Origin of the sequence: Nostoc sp. DedVER02 (assembly GCF_034530675.2) — a bacterium.
Classification (GTDB): Bacteria; Cyanobacteriota; Cyanobacteriia; order Cyanobacteriales; family Nostocaceae; genus Nostoc.
The window spans coordinates 152,472-175,161 of record NZ_JAVRCP020000005.1; the positions used below are offsets into that span (position 1 = coordinate 152,472).

At 40.7% G+C, this 22,690-nt stretch carries 16 protein-coding genes; 6 read left to right on the plus strand and 10 right to left on the minus strand.

Annotated elements, in window-relative coordinates; translation table 11 throughout:
- Window positions 1-20: 20 nt before the first annotated feature.
- A complete protein-coding gene (locus RMZ41_RS08730; protein WP_322644463.1) occupies window positions 21-1,160 on the plus strand; it encodes a glycosyltransferase family 4 protein in 1,140 nt (379 codons plus the stop codon).
- An 83-nt stretch (window positions 1,161-1,243) separates the two neighbouring features.
- On the opposite strand, the gene RMZ41_RS08735 is transcribed toward RMZ41_RS08730, so the two are convergent.
- Window positions 1,244-1,513, minus strand: a complete 270-nt coding sequence (locus tag RMZ41_RS08735; RefSeq protein ID WP_069069307.1) for a hypothetical protein — start codon at window positions 1,511-1,513, stop codon at window positions 1,244-1,246.
- Window positions 1,514-1,972: 459 nt separating this feature from the next.
- Here RMZ41_RS08735 and RMZ41_RS08740 point away from each other — a divergent pair, with 459 nt between their 5' ends.
- Window positions 1,973-3,271 carry a sodium:proton antiporter gene (locus RMZ41_RS08740; protein WP_322644462.1) on the plus strand — a complete coding sequence of 433 codons (1,299 nt, stop codon included), beginning with the start codon at window positions 1,973-1,975 and terminating at the stop codon, window positions 3,269-3,271.
- A 184-nt stretch (window positions 3,272-3,455) separates the two neighbouring features.
- Here RMZ41_RS08740 and RMZ41_RS08745 read toward each other — a convergent pair whose 3' ends face one another.
- The 4 genes from RMZ41_RS08745 to RMZ41_RS08760 form a co-directional block, all read right to left on the minus strand.
- On the minus strand, window positions 3,456-3,845 hold the full coding sequence (locus tag RMZ41_RS08745) for a hypothetical protein (RefSeq protein WP_322644461.1): 390 nt from the start codon (window positions 3,843-3,845) through the stop codon (window positions 3,456-3,458).
- Between the two features lie 236 nt (window positions 3,846-4,081).
- Window positions 4,082-5,188, minus strand: coding sequence for a saccharopine dehydrogenase family protein (locus RMZ41_RS08750; protein WP_322644460.1), 1,107 nt, complete (start codon window positions 5,186-5,188; stop codon window positions 4,082-4,084).
- Window positions 5,189-5,458: 270 nt separating this feature from the next.
- On the minus strand, window positions 5,459-6,970 hold the full coding sequence (crtD, locus tag RMZ41_RS08755) for a C-3',4' desaturase CrtD (protein ID WP_322644459.1): 1,512 nt from the start codon (window positions 6,968-6,970) through the stop codon (window positions 5,459-5,461).
- Window positions 6,971-7,172: 202 nt separating this feature from the next.
- Entirely contained in the window at window positions 7,173-9,113 is a 1,941-nt protein-coding gene (locus tag RMZ41_RS08760) for a pentapeptide repeat-containing protein (protein WP_322644458.1), read from the minus strand.
- A 675-nt stretch (window positions 9,114-9,788) separates the two neighbouring features.
- Here RMZ41_RS08760 and aspS point away from each other — a divergent pair.
- Window positions 9,789-11,576, plus strand: coding sequence for an aspartate--tRNA ligase (aspS, locus tag RMZ41_RS08765; RefSeq protein WP_322644457.1), 1,788 nt, complete (start codon window positions 9,789-9,791; stop codon window positions 11,574-11,576).
- A gap of 203 nt (window positions 11,577-11,779) precedes the next feature.
- Here the strand turns inward: aspS and RMZ41_RS08770 are convergent, their stop codons facing one another.
- On the minus strand, window positions 11,780-13,165 hold the full coding sequence (locus RMZ41_RS08770; RefSeq protein WP_322644456.1) for a Rieske 2Fe-2S domain-containing protein: 1,386 nt from the start codon (window positions 13,163-13,165) through the stop codon (window positions 11,780-11,782).
- Between the two features lie 76 nt (window positions 13,166-13,241).
- Window positions 13,242-14,126, minus strand: coding sequence for a pirin family protein (locus tag RMZ41_RS08775; RefSeq protein WP_322644455.1), 885 nt, complete (start codon window positions 14,124-14,126; stop codon window positions 13,242-13,244).
- 403 nt (window positions 14,127-14,529) lie between these two features.
- On the opposite strand from RMZ41_RS08775, the gene RMZ41_RS08780 reads away from it, so the two are divergent.
- Window positions 14,530-17,040 (plus strand): type II CAAX prenyl endopeptidase Rce1 family protein, encoded by a 2,511-nt coding sequence (locus RMZ41_RS08780; protein WP_322644454.1) that lies wholly within the window; start codon window positions 14,530-14,532, stop codon window positions 17,038-17,040.
- Between the two features lie 486 nt (window positions 17,041-17,526).
- Here the strand turns inward: RMZ41_RS08780 and RMZ41_RS08785 are convergent, their stop codons facing one another.
- A complete protein-coding gene (locus RMZ41_RS08785) occupies window positions 17,527-17,682 on the minus strand; it encodes a hypothetical protein (RefSeq protein WP_322644453.1) in 156 nt (51 codons plus the stop codon).
- A 111-nt stretch (window positions 17,683-17,793) separates the two neighbouring features.
- Between RMZ41_RS08785 and RMZ41_RS08790 the strand changes: the two genes are divergently transcribed.
- Window positions 17,794-18,597, plus strand: a complete 804-nt coding sequence (locus RMZ41_RS08790; protein WP_322644452.1) for an SAM-dependent chlorinase/fluorinase — start codon at window positions 17,794-17,796, stop codon at window positions 18,595-18,597.
- A gap of 244 nt (window positions 18,598-18,841) precedes the next feature.
- Window positions 18,842-19,168, plus strand: coding sequence for a hypothetical protein (locus RMZ41_RS08795; RefSeq protein ID WP_322644451.1), 327 nt, complete (start codon window positions 18,842-18,844; stop codon window positions 19,166-19,168).
- 17 nt (window positions 19,169-19,185) lie between these two features.
- On the opposite strand, the gene RMZ41_RS08800 is transcribed toward RMZ41_RS08795, so the two are convergent.
- Both RMZ41_RS08800 and RMZ41_RS08805 read right to left on the minus strand, forming a co-directional pair.
- A complete protein-coding gene (locus tag RMZ41_RS08800) occupies window positions 19,186-21,174 on the minus strand; it encodes an ATP-binding protein (protein ID WP_322644450.1) in 1,989 nt (662 codons plus the stop codon).
- Window positions 21,171-22,445, minus strand: coding sequence for a DUF4255 domain-containing protein (locus RMZ41_RS08805; RefSeq protein WP_322644449.1), 1,275 nt, complete (start codon window positions 22,443-22,445; stop codon window positions 21,171-21,173). Before RMZ41_RS08805 ends, RMZ41_RS08800 begins: the two co-directional genes overlap by 4 nt.
- Between the last annotated feature and the right edge of the window lie 245 nt (window positions 22,446-22,690).

The window sequence follows — 22,690 nt, forward strand, 5'->3', positions numbered from 1 at the left end:
GATAACAAAATATAAACTTTATGAGAATTTTTTTCTTAGACCAAAGCGGTAAACCAGGCGGTGCAGAATTATGTTTAATAGATATTGCTAAACCATACTGTAATCGCGCTTTAGTAGGTTTGTTCGCAGATGGCCCATTTAAAGAATTACTACAGCAAAATGATATTCTTGTAGAAATTCTTGCAACTCAAGCAATTCAAGTTCATAAAGAAAGCAGTTTAGTGCAAGGATTAAAAAGTGTCAGACAACTTGCACCTTTGATTACTAAGGTAATTAAAAAAGCGCGTGAATATGATTTAATTTATGCTAATACTCAAAAAGCACTAGTTGTAGGAGCATTAGCAAGTTTTTTTAGTCATCGTCCTTTGGTTTATCATTTACACGATATTCTTTCCAAAGAACATTTTAGCCAAACGAATCTTCGCATTGCCATTAACTTAGCTAATCGTTTTGCCTCATTAGTAATTGCTAATTCCCAAGCTAGTAAAACAGCCTTTATCCAAGCGGGAGGACGGCCAGATATAATCGAAGTTGTTTATAATGGCTTCGATCCAAAAATATATCAGATTGATAAATCTGATATTAATAAATTGCAAGAAAACTTAGGATTACAAGGTAAATTTGTAGTTGGGCACTTTAGCCGTCTTGCACCTTGGAAAGGACAACATATTTTAATTGATGCCCTTGCCCAATGTCCGCAAGAGGTGACAGCGATTTTAGTGGGTGATGCCCTATTTGGCGAACAAGATTATGTCAAACAATTACACCAACAAGTTGCGGATCTCGGACTAGAAAACCGCGTCAAATTTTTAGGATTTCGTTCAGATATTCCTCAGTTAATGGCAGCTTGTGATTTAGTTGCACATACTTCTACTTCCCCAGAACCCTTTGGTAGAGTGATTGTAGAGGCAATGCTATGTGAAAAACCTATAGTTGCAGCCAAAGCTGGGGGTGTAATGGAATTGGTAGAACATGGACTTAATGGTTTTTTGGTGACACCAGGAGAACCCCAGGAACTTGCACAAGTAATTACCACCTGTCTTCAGGAGACGGAAATAACTGCAACTATAGCTAATAATGCTAGGACTACTGCTACTAGGCGTTTTGATATTGCAACTATTAATCAGCAAATTGCTCAACTGCTGTCTGACAGATTTTAGTACACTGTGGCAGAATTAGGGGATCTTGGGCAAGATCCCCTACAAATAATTTTGGATAATTTATTTTTTTCCAAGCGATCGCATTAAGCCGCTTCCCGCAGTTGTGGTTGTGACGGCACACTCACCTCTGGAAACGAAAGTGAGAGTTGTTCTGCTTGAGGAACTGCGGCTTGCTGCAAAACTTGAACTTCGATATTCACGCTTACCAAATAACTGCCTGTATCAGCACCAACCGCTTCAGCAATTAATTTGGCGATATCTGGGCGTTTGGCAGTCAACGGATCGCGTAAAATACACCGATCCCATTCATGCTTGGCAGTCGGATTGAGGTTGAGAATATAATGCTTCATCATCGAACTAACCCTTAAATCCATCTTCCAGAAGGTTGTCACACAGCCGTTAGGTATTTCATTAGGCTTTGTGGACGCTATCCATATTATAGTATATTTGTACTAAAAATGGTGATGTTTGAGTAAAAAAGTAGTGCAGATAGACTATTCGTAGCAGTACACCTGTGTCAATACTTGTCGGGTTTTGGGGAAAAGGTTAAAGGGTAAAGGTTTTTCTTTCTCCTTTTCCCCTTTCCCTTTCCCCTTTAACCGAAAAGTATTGCCCTATCTGCTACTCAAAACCTGTAGCTTTAAACTTCATCCAAAGAAAAACTGCTGTATCTATTCCCTTGTTCTCCAATTTGGTGGTGCATCTGAATCTTTAATCATTAATTTCAGAAAATATGCCCATTAGGTAATGCTAATAAAAAGCTATTGCAATTAAGCTTACAAAGCAACGCCTAATTTTATACAAATCGCTATATGCCAGATATCTATATTATTGACCTATTTGTAATTGGTCTACTGCTGCTGATGGTAACATTAGGGTCAGGTTGGATTGCTCGCCTACCTCTTTCTTTTGCCATTATCTATCTCATAGTTGGTATTTTTCTAGGCCCTTATGGCTTTGGGCTGATTCAATTACGTCGAGATGAAGTTTTTAATGCTGAAGTGCTGGAAAGAATAACAGAACTTGTAGTAGTTATTTCTGTGTTTAGCTGTGGCTTAAGAATTGTTCGTCCTCTAAGGTTGGAGACTTGGGCTATTACAGCCCGATTAATTGCATTTCTGATGCCAATTTCAATTTTTGCTTTGGCTGTTGTAGGTAAATTGTTTTTAGGGATGAATTGGGGAGAAGCAATTTTATTAGGGGCAATTCTTGCACCTACCGATCCAGTATTAGCATCAGAAGTACAGCTAACCGATATAAACGACCAAGATGAGTTGAGATTTGGTTTAACTTCTGAAGGTGGCTTAAATGATGCTTTAGCTTTTCCCTTCGTTTATTTTGGTCTTCATGCGTTAAAAGATGACAACTGGGGTAATTGGTTTAAACAGTGGATTACAGTTGATTTAATTTGGGCGATCGCAGCTGGCATTGTTATGGGATTTGTGGTTGCCAAATCTATAGTTTGGATTGAAAAGAAAATTCAAAAACGCCGTCGTGCTGATGAGTTAATGGAAGATTTCATTGCTATCAGCACGATTTTACTAACTTATTCTTTAACAGAAATGGTTAATGGCTATGGATTTCTGGCAGTATTTGTTGCTGGATTAGTTGTCCAACGCAGTTATAGAAACCCTGAAAAACCGCTAGGACAATTGGAATTTATTGAGCAAGTTGAAAAGCTGCTGGAAGTCGGAACAATTTTACTCTTGGGTTCAATATTGTTATTCCAGCCAATGCTTAATTATGCTATGCAATCTTTGTTAGTAATAATTTTGTTATTCTTAATAATTAGACCAGTAGGAGTTTGGATTAGCACAATAGGTAAACGCCCTGTAGAATCACACCGCCGAACATTTCATCCAGGAACTCGTTGGTTATTTGGATGGTTTGGTATTCGCGGTGTCGGCTCTTTATATTATCTTGCCTATGCATTTGGTAATGGTTTAAAAGGTGAAGCTGCCGAACAAATTGCTTGGATAACTTACACTACTATTGTAGCCTCTGTGATTATACATGGCATTAGTGCGACTCCATTAATGAAGTGGTATGAGCGCAATATCGGTAATCAAAGAAAACCTACTTCTCCTTCCACAGTTGATGAATTTGAATAAATTTTTGCAGGGTGTGTTATGCCGAAGGCTAACGCACCATCAAAAACTTAAGGTGCGTTACGCTAAAGCGATAACACACCTTACAATTTAATTTTCTAAATCTGTGACTTTAAAACATATAGAGGCTTTAAATCTTAACTACCAAACCTCGTACCAAAGGGCTTGGTAGTTTAACCTGTATTATCTATTTACCTGTCACCTTTTCAAGAACTTCTTTCGCTTTTTCACCAAAACTTTCTGGAGGATTTTGTTTTTGTTCAGCCTTCAAATTCCTTTCGTAAGTTTTCTCTATAGTATTAAGATTTCTGGAATCTTTTTTTGCTTGCTCATAAGCTTTTTGTCGTTCTTCTTCTTGAACGCCAACACCTGGGTCAAATTCATTAGCACGATTAATTTTTTCTTCAGAATTTGGTTTATACTCTGGGGGAATTAACTTTAATTCTTCAAGAGTAGTTGCATAACTAGCTTGCTGAACGAATATAAATGAACCAGATAAGCTGATAGAAATCATCAAGCAAACAACTAAAAAGCTTGAACGTAACGCTTGTTTTAAAGTTAATAGAATTTTTTGCATGAAAAACTCCTCCTATTGTTCTGTTATCAGCCTTAATTATGTATAAATATATTCAATATTTAAGGCTCACAGGCATCCTAAATGTTTAAGTACAGTTTTTCCTTCTATCTCAAGGTATATTAATTTTTACCTATAGTTCAGTTAATGCTATCTGAAGGTTTTAGGAGCTATATCCATAGACAAAAGCGGCCAAGATGCTCACCCCACAGGATTTACATTTATTTGTTGAAAATCCCTTATAACCAACTGTGATTAATTTTAATTCCTCGACTTTGTATTACTTCTTCAAATAAATCTGTTGGGAGTGCTTCTTCCACAGCAAAAACACCTGGTTTATTGAGTTTACCTTCTAGTAATAATTGGGCAATGCTACCTGTGCCACAACCAGAAATCGCGGCTGTATTTTCATGCACTACAGTTGAACAATAAACGGCGGTTTCACCATCTTTTTGCCCTGTTACTTCTGAACGAACTGCTACCCCAATTCCAGTAAAATTGTTAGTCACATCTGTCATCGAATGGCTGACATGAGATAGAAATTCAATCATGTAACGGCGCTGCATTAACCACTTGGGAAAAATGTGTGCCGCAATCCAAGTTAGGTGATTATAAAAATCGGGAATAGAGCCAAACTTAGTAATTACAGTTTTTACTGATGGGAAAGCTTTGGGCAATGTAAAGGTTTCTGGCATATCAAACCAATAAACTCCACTGGGCCCATAAGGAGGCGGAAATTTAACTACTTCTCTTTCACTATAAGGCTTGATGATCTCCCATTTTCCATCTATCCAACTCTCAAAAGGATACTGCAACCCTAGAAAAGTTGTCCGCATCACTGTAATGCCAGCACCGCCAGAACCCGAAACTAAATAACTTAAATGGATTTTTTCTGGTTTATCAAATTGTTCAACACCTTGACGTACCATGCTGTTAGAAATACCAGGAAAAATACCAGTATTAATAATTGCTGTTACACCAGCAGCAGCAGCTTGTTCGTGATAATTGAGAGCTTTACTAGTATAAGAACGATGGTCGCTAACATCTACATAATTAACGCCTTCGGCAATACAGGTTTCGAGAACATTAGTATCTCGATAGTGAAATGGCCCAGCACAATGAATGACTAAGTTAGAGTTTGCGATCGCATCTCGTAACTTGTCAACTTCTGCCAAGTCCAATACCAAAAACTGCACTTGTCCGCCTGAAGACAAGCTGACAGCCTTCCCAAACTCCGCAGAACGTCCAGTAATCGTAATTTGAGCCTGCGTATGGGTGGCTAGATCCTGAGCAACACTGCTACCAATCCGCCCTCGTCCACCAAGAATTAAAACTCTGTCTGTCATTACTCCAGATTGGCAACACTAACCTTATTTCATCAGTTTTGCGTCCTCTTTGCCATCGGTTATAAGTATGATTTATAGCATTCCACAAAATTTATTGAACAGAATTCAGGGGTCAGGAGTCAGAATTCAGTTGGGTATTCTGTACGACTGGCAGATAGCGCAGCGTAAAGCCTACGGCATGGCTTCGCTATGAGCGAGTCTGCGATAGCGGAGCGGTAGCGAGTATTTTCGAGTCGCGTCTTGATTCTGACTTCTGAATTCTTCTTCAAGCTACATTTGCGATTCAATTTGTCTGACTACTGTTAGCGCCGAATAACTCACTCCAGCAGTACCTTCGCCGGGATGGGTGGAGTCCCCAACTAACCACAGATGTTGAATTGGTGTCCGATTAGCAAACCCAAAGGGGCCAAAGGTGGGAATTCTTTGACCAATACCGCCAACTATACCGCGATCGCGGGCTGTGAAATGGGCAAAGGTGCGCGGTGTTGCGGCTTCTTGATGAATAATCGTTTCTGGTTTGAGATAGAAATATTGAGCAAGACGAGCGATCGCTTCTTGGGTAAACTTTTCTTTTAGTCCTTCATAATCTTCAGTCTCCCACCACTGTGCAGGATCGACAAATGAAGAAGCAATAATTGTCGCTTTCCCCTCCGGTGCGCGGCCGTCTCCTGGATGACTGACGGAAACAAACAGGGAATTATTCTCGCCAATGGGGCCATTAGCATCATACATAAATTGCAAGTGGGGAGGGCATTCAGGCGGAATGGCGCTAGCATCTACACCCAAATACACCACAAACGCACCCGATGCTTGGGGTAGTTTTTCCACCCGGTTTTTATATCCAGATGGCGCTTGTCCCAATAACTCCACCAAGTTTTGCACGGTGACGTTGCTAATTATGTGGTCTGCGGCTTCTGTCCAGACTTCGCCAGTTTTCTGATTTCTAATAACTACAGCAGTAGCTTTGCCGTTTTCTACTTTGATTTGTTCTACAGTGTGGCGCATCAACAATTTGCCGCCATCTCTTTCTAAGGATTGTACCAAGCGATCGCTTAATACTTGCATACTTCCCTGGAGGTGAAACAATCCTTGGGGCAGTTGGGATACACTCAACGCTGTGGCGGCATAAAGTAACGCTGTGTTCTCTGCATCCACCTGGGAGTATAGCTTCAGTTGCAAATCTAAAAAAGTCCTTAATCGTTGGTCATTTCCCAATCCACACAATCGTAAAGCATCTCCTACCGTAAACAAAGTGAAGGGTACGGTAATTAATGTACTAGGACGTACCGCTTGCGTTAGCTGCCACAAATCCCATAAATTACGCGGTGGTAGCACCGGGTCGCGTCCTTGAAATTCCCAACTGGCATCAAACAAAGTTGCCATCAATTGCCAAAAGGGTTCGCTACCAGGAAACTGTTTTTGTCGTTCCGCTTGCCATTTTTCTTGGTCGCGCCAGACGTTAATTGGTGTGCTTTCCCCAGGTAAATACACCGCACAAGCAGGATCGCAAGGCGTTGCTTGTGGTAAATCTATTTGCAATTCTGAGAAAATGCGGTGGTGAATTCCTCCTGGTTCCAACCCCGCTACCTGAGTTGCACCCACATCAAAGGTAAATCCCTGGCGTTTAAATGTTGAAGCACAGCCTCCTGGTACGAGGGCCTGATCCAAAATTAAGACGCTGTAACCTCTATGAGCTAATAATGCTCCAGCAGTCAGTCCACCTATTCCGGCACCAATAACGACGATACGAGAGTTACTTTTGTCAATAGTAATGCTGGACATTGATTAGTTTCTTTAAAATTCTTAACATTTTTACTTATAATTTTACCTTAATCTCTAAGTTGAATGGAGTACGATTTCTCAGTTGATATAATACAGACCTAACCTCCAACCCCTTCCCTACTAGCGTTGAGGAGTAAGATTCAAAGCCTCTCTCCTTTGAGGAGAGAGGTTTGGAGAGAGGTCAAAGTGTATTGCAGAAGGATTATCCTAAACCTAAAAAATTGGAAATCAACGGCAATAGATTGCTGCATTGTTCAACCAACTTTGTAGCACTGGGTAAACTAGAAATTGTCCCTTTTAAAATCTTTATAGCCGTTTTCGCCGCCTTTTGCATCGCCCCTTCTTGAGGACTTTTCCCCGCTTCTGCTAAGGCTTTCACTTGTTCTAATGCCTCTGCTTTATCTTCTTTAGATAAATTTGTATCAGCCTCAATTGCTGCTTGCAATTGCGTCAACAATTCTTTAATTCCTGGTTTATCTGGTTCGGGTGATGCTGCTAACTCGTTGATGGTATTTGTTACCGTACCGCTAATATCACCTAAATTTAAAGCTTGTCCACTAGCATTAAAGTCTCTGCCAACATTACCAATTTCAATCTTGCGGCTGGCATCATTGCTGTTAGTCATATTTTTATTCTCAACTTTATTATAAACTTGAACATTAATTGGTTTATTCGCTAATAATTTTACAATCTCTGTTATCTCTCCACTTTGTTTGCGATAAAAGACTATTTGCTCATCTTTAGCCTGTAATTGTGCTTTATATTTTTCTTCTACAGCTTGCAATGCCAGTTGATAACTTTGTGTAAAATCGCTATGAATCTTATCTTTATCAGCACCATCTGGCACACCAACTTTAACGATTACTACGCCATCACCTTTATTTTCAATACTCTGTAGAGCTAATTCTGTGTCTTCATTCTGTTTTTGTACTGTTTGAAAAGCATTAACAAAAGCTTTCCAATCAATGCCATTACGGAAAATAAAATCAACAGTATTTAAAACCTCTTCAAAGAGCTTAGTAAATTCTCCTGGTTGAAATTCTCCACTACTGGGACGACATTCACGGTCATCAGTTCCAGGCTTGGGGTTTTCGAGAAGATAGATAAAGCGACAATCTACATTATCTAATTTAGTTGTGCTTTCAATATTCCAAGCTTCAATACAAGCACCAGTCATTTGGGCGCTAGTTAAGTTAGTACCTACAGCTTGAACTAGAGTTAGATTTGCCCACTCTAAACAAGCGCCTTCAAAGGTGGCTTCTGTAATATTAGCATCTTTTAAATTCGCTTTTTTTAAATCTGCACCTATCAGGTTAGCACCTCTCAGGTTTAAACCAGCATAAGATTTTCCCCTACCATTGCAGGTAACAAGCAAGTTGAGAACAGCGCGGTTAACCAGTATAGTGTCGTCTACTCTGGCAAAGTCTAGTTTTTTGGCTTCATAAAAACGAGTGCGGGTTAGATTTGCTTTTCTAAAGTCTGTGTTTTTGAGAATCGCACCAGTAAAATCAGCATTAATTAGGTTAGTACTACGAAAACTTGTGCCACCTGTAGCAGAAAATGTATTAATAACTGAATCAAACCAAACGTTTTGGTCATATCTATTTCTAATGCTCCACCCAATAAAAATACTAAATAATATAAAGGCAACGCTGAAGACTAAACCAAAGATTAAGGGAAAACCTTTGGGTGATGTTCTAATCACAGAAAAGCCATTGGGAAAGGCAACAACTAAAATAAAGACTGTGGGTAAGACAAGAACAAGAATGACAGCTACCACTCCTAAACCTGCTATTAAATTATTGCGAAGAGTAACAATACAAAAAACTGCTACAACAATAATGCAGACTGAACCAATGAATACGCTTCCAGTGTGTTTAGTGTCAAAAATATATGCTGCTGATAAACCAAGACTGATTGAATAAATCACTGCTGATGCTAATGGCAGTAATGGGACTATGAGCAACAAAATTACCCAACGTCGCTGTAGTCCAGCCTTAGCATTATTGAAATTAGCATTTTTAAGGATAGCATTAGTAAAGTTTGCCCCTCTAATATCCGCATTACTAAAGTTTGCCCCAGTCAAGTTTTGACCTTTAAAAGAACGACCTCGGAGATTATGACCTGCGTAGGATGGTGGCATAATTGCGTACTAATTTTTAATTCATAATTCGTAATAAAGAAAGCCAGATTAAATCTGGGTTTGGGTGTTTGAATCTGATGACGGATTTTAGATAATTTGTATAACCGAGATTTTATACTAGTTTGCTGGACAATATTCCGGATTTTGGCAAAATAAGGAAATACATAGAATTTTGGGTGTAATACGCAGTACAAGCACATGATTGCGTGCTTTTAACCTTGAATGCTTAAGATATCATCAATAATATTGAAGCTGGCATCGCCATACTTAAACTGTAGTTCTCAATATTGCAACTGTAGCGGTCTAACTCGTAATGGTAACGGTCTACCTTGCAATGTGCTTGCACGTGTGCCGAGGTAATACACCAACATCTCGCAGATATTCCAGCACCGTCGACATTCCAACGACTTGCTGCACATAATACTTAAGTTATCGTTATTAATGTTACAAATTTAGCGGTCTTTGGGTTCTGAGGAGCGGTCTTCGATTTCACGGAGGCGGTTTACAAAAATAGGTAAAACTTACCCTTCCTGTGTCATGGACTTCTCTATATATAGTGTGAGATTATTTCATTTTTTCTTCAACTAGAACTACTACAATTACTATTGATGCTAGATAATGGGAAAGCTTTGACATTTTCTTCCCAATCTAGCCCGGAAACAATAACTAAGACTTATGCGAACTCACTATTGCGGCGAACTCCGAAAAGAACATATTGGAGAAACTGTTACCTTTTACGGATGGGTAGACCGTCGCCGCGATCACGGTGGTGTGATATTTTTAGATTTACGCGATCGCTCTGGAACTGTCCAAATCGTCAGCGATCCGCAACGCACCCCAGATTCTTACGACCAGGCGAACGCCCTGCGAAATGAATATGTTGTCGAAATCACTGGTAGGGTAACGCAACGTCCCGAAGAATCGTTGAATACCCGCATTCCCACAGGCGAGGTTGAAATCTACGCCGATAAAATTCAACTCCTCAATGCTGTCCGTAAACAGTTACCTTTCCAAGTTTCCGTAGCTGATACTGAGACAGTGCGCGAAGACTTGCGGTTGAAATATCGTTATTTGGATTTGCGACGCGAACGCATGGCGCAAAATTTGCAACTGCGTCATCAAATTGTCAAAGCCATGCGTCGTTATCTGGAAGATTTGGAAGGTTTTATCGAAGTCGAAACCCCAATACTTACCCGTTCTACCCCAGAAGGGGCGCGGGATTATATTCTACCCAGTCGCGTCAATCCTGGTGAATGGTATGCTTTGCCGCAATCACCCCAGCTATTTAAACAATTGCTGATGGTATCTGGCTTAGACAGATATTATCAGATTGCCCGTTGCTTTCGTGACGAAGATTTACGCGCCGACAGACAACCGGAATTCACCCAATTGGACATGGAAATGAGCTTCATGTCCCAAGAAGAAATTATCGAATTAAATGAGAAACTAGTTTGCCATATCTTTAAAACCGTTAAAGGCATTGAGTTACAGCGCCCTTTCCCCCGCCTCACTTACGCCGAAGGGATGGAACGCTACGGTAGTGACAAACCAGATACCCGCTATGGTTTGGAATTAGTTGATGTCTCAGATATTGTCAAAGAGTCAGGTTTCAAAGTCTTTCGGGACACTGTGACTAATGGTGGTATCGTCAAAATCTTGCCAATTCCCAACGGTAACGATGTAATTTCTAACGTCCGCATTAAACCAGGTGGCGATTTATTCAAAGAAGCCAGCGAAGCCGGTGCTAGAGGTTTAGCTTATATCCGTGTCAGGGATGATGGCGAAATTGACACCATTGGGGCGATTAAAGACAACCTTAGCGTTGAACAAAAACAAGAAATCTTGCGGCGTACAGGTGCAAAAGCTGGACATTTGTTGTTGTTTGGGGCAGGGGAAGCTGCTACAGTTAATAAAACATTAGATAGATTACGGCAAGCGATCGCTAAAGAATTTAACTTAATCGATCCAGAAAAAATCAACTTGCTGTGGATTACAGATTTCCCGATGTTCGAGTGGAATGCTGACGAAAAACGTTTAGAAGCATTACACCACCCATTCACAGCACCCCATCCTGATGATTTGAGCGACTTAAAAACAGCACGCGCCCAAGCTTACGACTTAATACTCAACGGCGTAGAAGTTGGCGGCGGAAGTCTGCGGATTTATCAACGAGAAATTCAACAGCAGGTGTTTGAAGCGATCGGTTTATCTCCTGAAGAAGCACAAAGTAAATTTGGCTTTCTTTTAGAAGCATTTGAATATGGTACACCCCCGCATGGTGGCATCGCCTACGGTTTAGATCGTTTGGTGATGTTGCTAGCTGGAGAAGAATCTATTCGAGATGTCATTGCTTTCCCCAAGACGCAACAAGCGCGTTGTTTATTAACAGATGCACCTTCGAGTGTAGATGCTAAACAGTTGAAAGAATTGCATGTTGCTTCGACTTATAAACCAAAGTCTTAAACAAAGCGCAAGGGGAGTACAGAAAGTGAAAGTAAGCCTTTATAGGTCAGTTTCTCTCTAACTCTAAAGAACCCCACCCCGCCAAAGCTATGCTTTGTCTCCCCTCCCCGCAAGCGAGGCTAATCTTTACCCCCTTTTTAAGGGGGTCGCCGCAGGCGGGGGGATCTTATCCGAACCGTATTGATTCAAATCGGATTCCTATATTAGTTAAATATACTATGTACTGAAAAAACACCTTTTTTGGGAATGCTGCTGAGAAAGCGTTCTCGAATTGAGTCTAATTTATAGCCACAAATTAAACTTAATATACCCAGTAAAACTGGTATAATAACTATGTTTGTAGGTAGATTAATTCCGATTAGCAACAACGCTATAATTGTCAATCCGAGCGTAAAATTTTGACAAAAGTTTTTGAATTGATTTATCAAAACTAAAGATTGCCGACAACTAGGGCAATGCTTTGTATGTCTGTGCCAGATATCGTATAATTGTTCATCACTTAATTCTTGAAAAGGTGCTTCTACTACTCCCTGCCATGCAGGTTTACCACCGCCAAACTCATCTAACCATTTGCGAAAAGTAACGATGCCAACGTCCGCTATTGAAGGCATAAAATATGACTTTTGCCAAGTTTTATCGATCGCAGATTCGTTAACAGCTTGGGAGTGCATCATTGATAAATCTTGGTTACTCAACTTGTAACTAGATGAATGTTTTAACCCAGTTTGTAAATATTTAGGCAGAAGCTCAAACCAGAAATTACGTTTTTGTGGAAGGCTATCAGCAATAAACTTACCAATTTGCCGACAATAACCTGATTTCGTAGGCACAAAATATAACTGAAATAAAGCAGATTTACCGTTAGAATATTTGTAGATTGTTGTATTACAACAAGGTGGACTGAACTTCCGAGTCGCATCCATATCTTTGTTAAAAATATTGTAACCAGAATGCTTTAAAGTAAAACCATCTTCAGCAGAGACTTCTCCCAATACTTTAAAATGTTCTATGGGGATAGCTCGCTCTGGTGAAAATCCAGCAATTCCTTCATGCAAAAATTGGGCATGAGAAGGGTCAAAACTGCTTTCAACAGAGACAGTGTAACCAACAGGAACTTCTGACATAAACCAATCGGTCAACGAGCTATCAAGTTTAGATTCTGGCATCAGGGCAGGTTGCTTGGAAGTGCTATCTTCAAAAGCAGTAGGACTATTATCTGCCCAGATCCATAGTAATTCTTGTAGCACTTGAGTCGGGTATGTTGTTACTTGCGATCGCTCGCTATTACAGGCAGCTTTTAAAGCCTTTTCATCACTCAGCATGGGAATATTTGTACATTTTCCTGCCCCATCAAAACACCAACCATGATGACGACACATTAGGTTTCCATTTTCATTGATACTTCCTAAAGATAACTGCGCCAATTTATGGGGACAAGTATCATCCATCACTACCCAGTTTTGATGTTTGTCTCTCCAAATTACCAGCTTTTTTCCAAGCAAAGTAATGGGGGTTGGATGAGAGGGTTCCAGATAGCTGAGGGGAGTTATTGGATACCACTGTTTAGTCCAGGAGAAGTTATTTACCATCAAATTCGCTAATGTATTCAACTTTTTTAATTAGGATTGCGATCGCCTACTTCCACCCCCATCACCATGACTGATATTATAAGGGATTAGCCTCTACTACCACTTCTGGCAGTGGAATAAACTCTGTTTCATCTGCCACGCTAGCAAAGCGGTAATCTCGCCAATCGGCTTTTGCTTGCTCTATCCTTTCTGGTCGGCTAGAAATAAAATTCCACCATTTGTAGCGTGTACCCAATGGTTCACCACCAATAACAATACACCGAGCAGCAGCACTAGCAGAAACCCTGACTTCATCTATTGGATCTAGGATGGCGAGGCGATATGGCTCTAGCGGTTGCTCATTAATACTCAAACCTTCTGTAACGCTGTATACTGCTCTCTCGGAATAACCAGTGGGGATAGTAAAGTGAGCATTGGCAGACAGCACTACATCTAAATAGAGAATAGGTGAGAAAACTTGGACGGGTGAAGTGTAGCCAAATGCTTCTCCTGCGATCAATTTGATGATAGCGCCATTTTCTTCCCAGGTAGGAAGGGTAACAGCCGGATAGTGAGTGAAGCTGGGATCGGTTTCTTCGTATTCCACAGGCAAAGCGACCCAGGTTTGAATACCATGAATGGTAGCTTCATTTTGACGATCGATATCGGGCGATCGCTCTGAATGTACAATCCCTTTTCCTGCCGTCATCCAGTTTACAGCACCCATTTGAATTTCCTGCACAGTGCCTAAACTATCGCGGTGCATCAAACCACCATCAAATAAGTAAGTTACGGTGGCGAGATTAATATGAGGATGTGGTCGAACATCGATGCCTTTGTTGGGTGGTAAAACTGATGGGCCAAGATGATCGAAGAAAATAAACGGCCCAACCATTTGACGATCGGGATATGGCAAACTGCGACGGGCAACAAACCCACCCAAATCTTTAACTTCAGGTTCAATCAGTTGAAGTATTGCCATAATTGATGGGGGCTAATTGGTAAATGCTGGAATTATTATAAGTAGATCCACCAGAAAAAAGCTAACCTTTGTGATTTATCTGTTTGTGCGATCGCTCTAGTTATAATTATCACAGCCATTGCACCCCACACGCCAGTTATTTTGCTTAATCTCCTCACGTGATTTTTGGAGAGAGAAGACAAAGTGTAGCTTTGGTGGGTTTATTGGAATTTAAGAAGTAATCAAGCGGATATGATATTAGTTACTAATAATATAGGCATCCGGTTTGATTTATGAAAATATACGTAGGATGTGAGCGCGGAGAGTACGGCATCAAAGTCGTGATAATAGTGCGTTACGAACTCCGTTCTAACACACGCTACAATACCTAATTTTGTTCAAAAATAAAATAGTAATTCTATATATGATTTGGCGTAGATTGAATCGAAAAATAAGGCTAGTATTTCCGATATTTTTACTTGTAGTATTTATAGTGGTAATCGCGTCGCCGGGTGTCTCCGCAAGAGAACCACAGCTACTACAAAAAGAAAGTAATTACGCGATACATACTCGACAAAACTTTAATCAACCTGGTTTTTATCCAGTTGCACAAATTCCATCTACCAAACTTTATAAACCTGTTGGTGACTGGGTAGGAAGATTAATCTTACCAACAAAACAGCAATTACAAGATGGTTTAGATTGGGTAGGGATGGAAGTGCAATATGCACCACCCACAGCGCAAAGTTTGCTAGGTAAAATTGTGCGTCTAGAGTGGAAGAATGAAGATTTACTTGCTATTAAAGCTGTAACGCGAGATATAAATTTCAATTCAGAAGTAATTAAAAGTCAAAAACAAGGAAATATTCATCCTTTTCGACTAAATAAAGTTCGTCAAGTAGGTATTTTACGTTCTTTGGCTGGTGCAAATCCTAATGATGATACAATTGTTGCTTTGGATGCAGATACAGTCATCAATATAAATGCAGAAAAACCAATATTACAAATTGAACGCGAACCTGTTTTAGCAACTGGGAGATTTTATAGTTTAGTAAAAATAATTAAACCGATTAAATCAAGCAGTAAAAGCCTTTCATCTACAAAAGATAAGCAAAATAGTGATTATTTTTCTGTCCAGCACTATAACTCTAACTCAAATAAATTTGATGGAATTCAAGAAACTATTCGTATTCCCCAACAAGTAATAGATACGCGAAACTTTGCGCCTTCGAGTTCGCAGCAAATCGAAAAATCACCTGCGGGCGAGGATGGTTGGTATATTTATGGTGCTAAAGATGCAAATGCCGTATTTACAGTAAACGCCCTTGCACCTCGTTCTTTGTTTCAAATTCAACCCCGTCAAATCATCACTGGGAAAGAATTAGGGCTAAATTATATCCAAGAGGTAAATTGGCAAAATACCGAAAAAAATAAAGGTAAATTCAATACTGCCTTGTTAAAACCTGAAAAAACATCTATATCAAAATGGCAACAAGGCGATAAAGCGATTGTACTACATTTATTTGGGGGAATTGGCGGACGTAAAGCTGAAGCGATCGCAGTACCTTATACTATCACCGGACATTTCGCTTTTGGAATTGCAGAAGTTGTCCGTGATGAGTTTACTAAGGAATTACGTTTTGAAACTAAATACCACCAAATTTATGCCCATAACCCTGATGGAATTATTGCTGGAACGCATACATGGGCTGATTATATGGGTAATTTGCAACGTGGCTGGCTAGCAACACGTCCAGTATCAGATATTCTGATTAAATTCGACCCTGTAACGCAAGATTATGATTTTAATGGTATTAAACTTTCGCCTTTAGAGCAATTCCAGCAACAATTACAGCTAACAATGGCACGTTATCGCGTCGGCGATGGTACTGGTGGGGCAATGGTATCACCTGGTACATCATGCGTCCAAGACTCAAGCCAAGCACTTTATGCTGCGATAATGGCAATTAAAAACCAAGTTGCTAAAACTCCTCAAATTCAAACTTGGGTACGCAAAAACCCTAATCATCCGCAAGCATTACGTTTTCAGCAGCTAATTGAATTAGGTAAATCTTTAGAACAACAATTAGCGCCCTTGGGGATAATTCGTGCTGATTGGCAGAGTCAAGCAGGTATACTCGCAGGTACGGGAATCGGAGAAACAACTAAACCATTTCAAGATGGTAGTATTTGGGCTGGTTTGACAACATGGCGAACAATAATGCCACGACAAGTACATGACGATCTCGCCACAATATTTTTCAAACATGGTGCGACAATGCAAGTATTGCGAACGAATCAAGTCGGTGGTTGGCAAGCTAATATTATACCCATTGCACCAACAATCTTTTTAGGACAACTTAAGATTCCCTTTACTAATATTTCACCGCTTTCAATTCTTATAAATCGTATTTTAGGGTCGTTATCAATTCCTACACAACAAGATTGGTTAATTCTTGCTTTTTTGCTAATATTTTATAGTATTATTGCCCTACCTTATGGCTGGAGATTTGGATTCTTACAGCTACATTTTTGGTCTGCAAATTGGATTGATACATCCTTATTAATGTTGCGTTGTTTATTTACACCTGCAATAGTTGAAGAACTATTTTTTCGTGTTATATTGCTTCCTCATCCTACCGAAATCACCAATTGGTTACGATGGAGTTTGTGGGCAATCGTGAGTTTAGTATTGTTTGTTTTGTATCATCCTTTGAATGCGAAAACATTTTTTAAAGCTGGAAATCCTACATTCTTTAATCGTGTTTTTCTTACTTTAACTTTATGTTTAGGAATTATATGCACTGTTGCATATACCTTAACCGGATCTTTGTGGGTGATAGTTTTAATCCACTGGGTTGTAGTAGTAGTTTGGTTAATTGTTTTTGGGGGAATGAAAAAATTAGATAATAATCAAAAAAATCAGAAAGCTTAGAGGTGATTTTTGAAGAAGAAAACAGATACGCCAGAATGGGCTAAGGGACTTCCAACTAAAAAAATATCCCATCGCTGTCTAGGCAGGGGAGCAAGGGGCAGGGGGAGAAAGAAAAATATTATCTTAGTAAATTAATTTATTTTCTGGAAGTCCCTAAACGCCCCGCTACCGCTAACAGGAGCGGAGGCGGAGACGCTCCGCCTCCAGTCAGAATCAATGAGTGGGGGATTCAGACCCGCCACTCATTGTAGACCACCAAATTTTCAATTTGGTGAGCAGTGCGGTGGACGGGTTTCCCGGCATAAAGCAACTGCGAACCCGTAGGGTGGGGGTATTAAACCCATTTATTCAGACGCTCGTGTGTTAGACACATATTTCGATCTTATTTGTCACAAAAATACAACAATCGCGCCTAACGCACCCTAAGAACAAAAAAAACCCGCTGTAGCGGGTTACACAACAAACTAAGAACAATGAAAACTTGATTTAGCTGGAATATCTCATTTCAGCTTCCAGTTGACGAATCAGTTGTTCGTCACCCTTTGCTCTGGCTACTTGCAAGCGATGCTCTAGGGTTTTTTGAATATTCTCTCTGTGGGCTTCTTGTGCTTTTCTTGAACTTTGTAGTCTACCTTGATTCATAGTGATTACCTTCTTTAATTTTTCACTTTATGTCTTCTATTGTTAACATAACACATATTTTGTAGCTGTTGCTACAGAATTTTCTGACTTCATGTAGATTTTAACAAAAATATGTCTGAAAAGCAGATAGCTCAACAACGACTCATGACTTTTCTAAGCGATTTTGGCGATCGCGATCCCTATGTAGGCATAATGAAGGGAGTCATCGCCCAAATCAACCCCAGAGTGGCGGTAATAGACTTAACGCACCAAATTCCGCCGCAAGACATCGCCGCAGCCAGATTTTCCCTGATGAATGCTTATCCCTATTTCCCCATTGGGACAGTGCATCTGGCAGTAGTAGATCCGGGTGTGGGAAGCAAGCGACGAGCGATCGCAGTTGAATTTGATCAAGGGTTTTTAGTCGGCCCAGATAATGGTATCTTTAGCGGGGTACTTAGTCAAAGCCCTGCGAGCGCAGCCGTCGAACTTACAAATCTTAACTATTGGCGAACTCCTCAACCAAGCAACACTTTTCACGGTAGAGATATTTTTGCACCAGTAGCAGCTAATCTTGCTACTGGTGTCCCCCTCAAACAGCTAGGACAAGAAATCGATCCAGCAAGTTTAGTCAAACTAGATATAGCCGAGTGCAAGCAGACAAGCTGTGGTGTAGAGGGTTGCATTCAATATATCGATCGCTTCGGCAACCTCGTGAGCAACATTCCAGCGAGTTACGTACAAGGTAAAGCTTGGTATGTGCAAGCTGCTGGTTTGAGGATACCAGGCTGTGAAACTTACAGTGATGTCAATGTGGGAGAGATACTAGCTTTAGTTGGCAGTCACGGCTGGGTAGAAATTGCCATTAATAGCGGCAATGCTCACTCAAAGTTGCAGTTAGATTGGCAAGAACCGCTTCAACTTATGGTTACTTAAATCTTGTATCTCGTGAGGGCCACATAAAAAACAAGATTTGCTATACAAAGCCGTATATATAGCAAGGGACTGGGGACTAGAAACTGGGGACTGGGTGAAAAGTCTTTTTGCGTCTAAGTTTCATCATCTGTTGATGCTCTAACCACCAAGGCTTGTGCTATATTTTTCCGAAATATTTATTTCTTGGTTTGTAGAAATCTATATGACTGTATGATTCTCATCGAAAATATTAAGGAGAAAATCTATGAAATCGATCAAACTTCTCTCTCCCATTGTTGCTACCACTACTATTGCTATTTCCACTCTTTCCTTTTTCTCTATTGACTCAGCTATGGCTGCTCATGTTCGTGTTGTTAGGAATTGTATAACTTACAACAATGCAGGAAGACCAGTAGGAACACTAAAACAAGGCTTGTATCCTCTTGTAGGATACATGAAATTTGCTAGGAGTGGATATAACGGAGCTAGAATTCGAGCAGACTTTACTTCATCAGGAAAAGGTATAGGCACTGTAAACATTGCTAATCGTTGCTTGCAAAACTCTGGAGGAAGAGTGATTGAATTCAATTAGGGACTTCTAAATTAAAATCACATCCACCCCCCAACTTCCGCATCAGTTAAAGGTTTCTCTAACTTACTATATTCCGTCTGAGCAGCCCGCAATACGTGTTTCATTTGCACTGCTTCCCCAGCATCGGCAGCGAGGAAAGCTGCATTTAAGGCTATGTTACGGATATTACCCCCAGCTACATTTAGCCGTGCTAGTTGCAGGGCATCTAAGTCTGCGGTTGGGGTGTCGGCGGGAAAAACACGCCGCCAAATCTCGGCTCGTTGTGTTGTGTCGGGGAAAGGGAACTGCACTACAAAGCGAATCCGGCGCAGAAAGGCTGTATCAATTGCACTTTTCAGGTTCGTTGTTAGGACTGCTAAACCTGGATAGCTTTCCATCCGTTGCAATAGGTAGCTAACTTCAATATTGGCATAGCGATCGCGCGCATCTTTAACTTCACTGCGTTTACCAAATAAGGCATCAGCTTCATCAAATAACAAAATCACCCCACCTTGTTCAGCAGCATCAAATACCCGACGCAAATTCTTCTCTGTTTCCCCAATATATTTGCTAACTACCGATGATAGATCGATGCGATATAAGTCGAGGCGCAATTTCTGAGCTAGCACTTCTGCCCCCAAGGTTTTCCCAGTGCCGCTAGCACCTGCAAATAAGGCGCTGATTCCCAATCCTCTAGCACTCTTGCCACCAAAACCCCAATTGTTATATACAGTGCTGCGTTGACGTACATGAGCCGCAATGTCTCGGAGAATTTGTTTCTGTGCTTCTGGTAATACCAAATCTTCCCAATCACCAGAAGGCTCAATTCGTTGGGCGAGTTCATCCAAGCGCGGACGTGCTTGCACGCGGCAGGCATCCCATAGAATGCTAGTGATATCATTTTCTGGTGTTTGGGCTAACTGTCCTGCGGCTTCTGCACAAGCAGCACGGATAGTTGCGGCACTGAGGTTAAACTGATCCACTAGAGTTTTTACTTGCCCGTTCATTTGCGGTGCAATTGAACCTAGTGCATCTTGCCAAACTGTACCTTGTTCTTTGCTAGTTGGTTGATGTACGTCAAAATTAACTACCAGGCGTTGTCCTAGCCCAATACGTTCCCGACTTGTAACTATTAAAAAGCCTTTTGTGCGTTCGATGAAACGGGCGATCGCATTTAACCGCGCTATATCATTAGTATCCAGTTCATTGCAATCTATAAGTAACGCACACTGACTTAAAATCGTCTCACGAGTCCACAGGCGGATAAGATTATCTAACTCGCCTGGTGCTAATGGAATCATTTGGGCAGGCATTACCCACAAGCTTAAACCCTGAAATTGACAAATTTTCGCGGCAATGGCGCGTTTGCTAGTATTTTCGTTACCACATAATTGGACAATTGGTAAACTATTAAGCTTGTAAGCTTGCGACCAAACTGCCGCTATTCGTTCGGCTAAATCTTGGTGCGAGGGGACTAGATCGCTAACCTCTGGTAATGGTTCAATTATGCCAGCTAATCGCTCGTCAAGATATTGAATCCCCGTGAGATAATGTAAAATTCGTTCGTCAATTCTTACGGGGCTGAGAGTTAGGGAATGACCATCACCAAGCTGAATTAACCGCCAATAACGTAAGGGAGAATTTGGAGCGATCGCATCCCAGTGGACATTAGGGAAAGCTGCCAGAGCTAAACTTAGAGTTGGGTAAGCTCGTTGTAAATCCCCATGCGTCATAGCACATAATTTAGCAAAATCTCCATTTAATTCCATGCCTGCACACAACAGCAACAAATTGCTCTCAAAGGATGAGAGGCTAAATATTTTGCATAGTCTTTCTAATGCCGATGGTGCTGGCATTGCAGCAGCAGCTTCCTGTAATACTTGCTGTAAATGTTCTTGGTCTTTCTCTACAGATTGATTTTGCTCTTTTGCCGTGTGATTTTCTAAAATACCACGTACCACGGCGAGAGCGGCTGATAGATAGCGGTAGTTTGCCTCATCCCAATTGCGATTTGTTGTGGCATTCATAGAATAGTCACCTCTGGCGAATCATAACCTCCAGACTGATTTTTGTGCAGTGGACTTTCTGCCCCATCTACCTGCACCCGGACAATATAAGTTCCTGGTTTAATGTTTTTGACAGGAACAGTAATTGCATCGGTGTCTTCAGTGCGTGATGCAACCAAGAAAGAGTAAGTTGCCGGATTCTTACCTGAAGCCTCATTAAGTAGCAAAACTACTCGTTGTGCCTTACCAACTTTGGGCTGGAATTTTACGGTAATTTCTGCTGTACGTAAATTATCGCCGCTATTTTCCACTTGAGCGACAAATACGGTAATTTTTGGATGGAGGACAAAAGCCGCAACGTTTGATTCAACGACATAATCTGTTTGCCCACTATTGTTCATTGTGAGATGGACAACTTGGATACCTTGCACACTTGCGGATAAATCTGATGGCACTAACAGGCTGATTTGGGTTTCTTTAACATCATGAGGTACGATTAAAGTTTCCGTATTACTCAAACGGATTCGGGTAATTTCACCGCGTAACCGTTTACCACGAATTACTAATGTTGTGCCCGGAACAATCATTTGCTCGGTCTTTGCCGATGTCATGACTTGCTCTATAGTGGGTTGAGACAAGGGCATCACGTAGAAACCTTCTGAATTTTCAAGTTTGCTACTCTCAATCAACACCATTGATGCCAGATAGGTAGCTGAAGGTCGATAGTGTGTTTGTAAAGCAGACCATAGTTTAGAAGTCTCTTCCATGTTAAAAAACTCTGGAGTCAATTTAATCTGCCCAATTTGTTCAGCTAAATCGGATACAGACACACTTGCGACGGCTTGCGAAAAAGCACTTGAGGTATTAGTTGTAGATGCATTTATCAGAGTATTTTCAATAATATCCGATGTAATAACTGATGTTTTGTGTAATAAATGCATAGCATAGCCCAATAAAAGCTCCGCCTGAAAATCCTTGGCCCCATAAGCTGTTAGCAAGTAATGGAGGTCAAGAGCTAATGGTGGACTTTGAGAGGGGATGTTTCCATTAATACGTGAGTGCCTGCTCTTAAATTCCTGAGATACCCAATCGACATTACGATTCTGCGTTACTTGATAGAGAAAGAGGTTGATTTGAGCGCGTTCGTCAGCTTCAACTGAAATTCGATCGGGTGGTAGGGCAGTTACAATCACATCACCAACACTAGCAGCGATCGGATCGCTGACTAAGCCATTTTCCAGCAAGACTTTTAGTACTGCTGTCACGGCGGCTATAGAGAGTACATTACTCATCCTCTTTTCTCATGGCAATAGCACATATTAATCATGTACGCCAGAGTACAATGACAGAATATATTTTGCAAAACTTTAAATATTCTGTAACAGAGATTATCCGCACAGCATACAAAGTATCGGCACTACTAGAGCTTAATACCTTGTATAATTTACGTTAACTTTACATCAGGAACCAATTTCAACTGTCATAGGTCTTAAACTTTAAACATTTTATCAAATTGCTAACATTATTTTAAATAAGT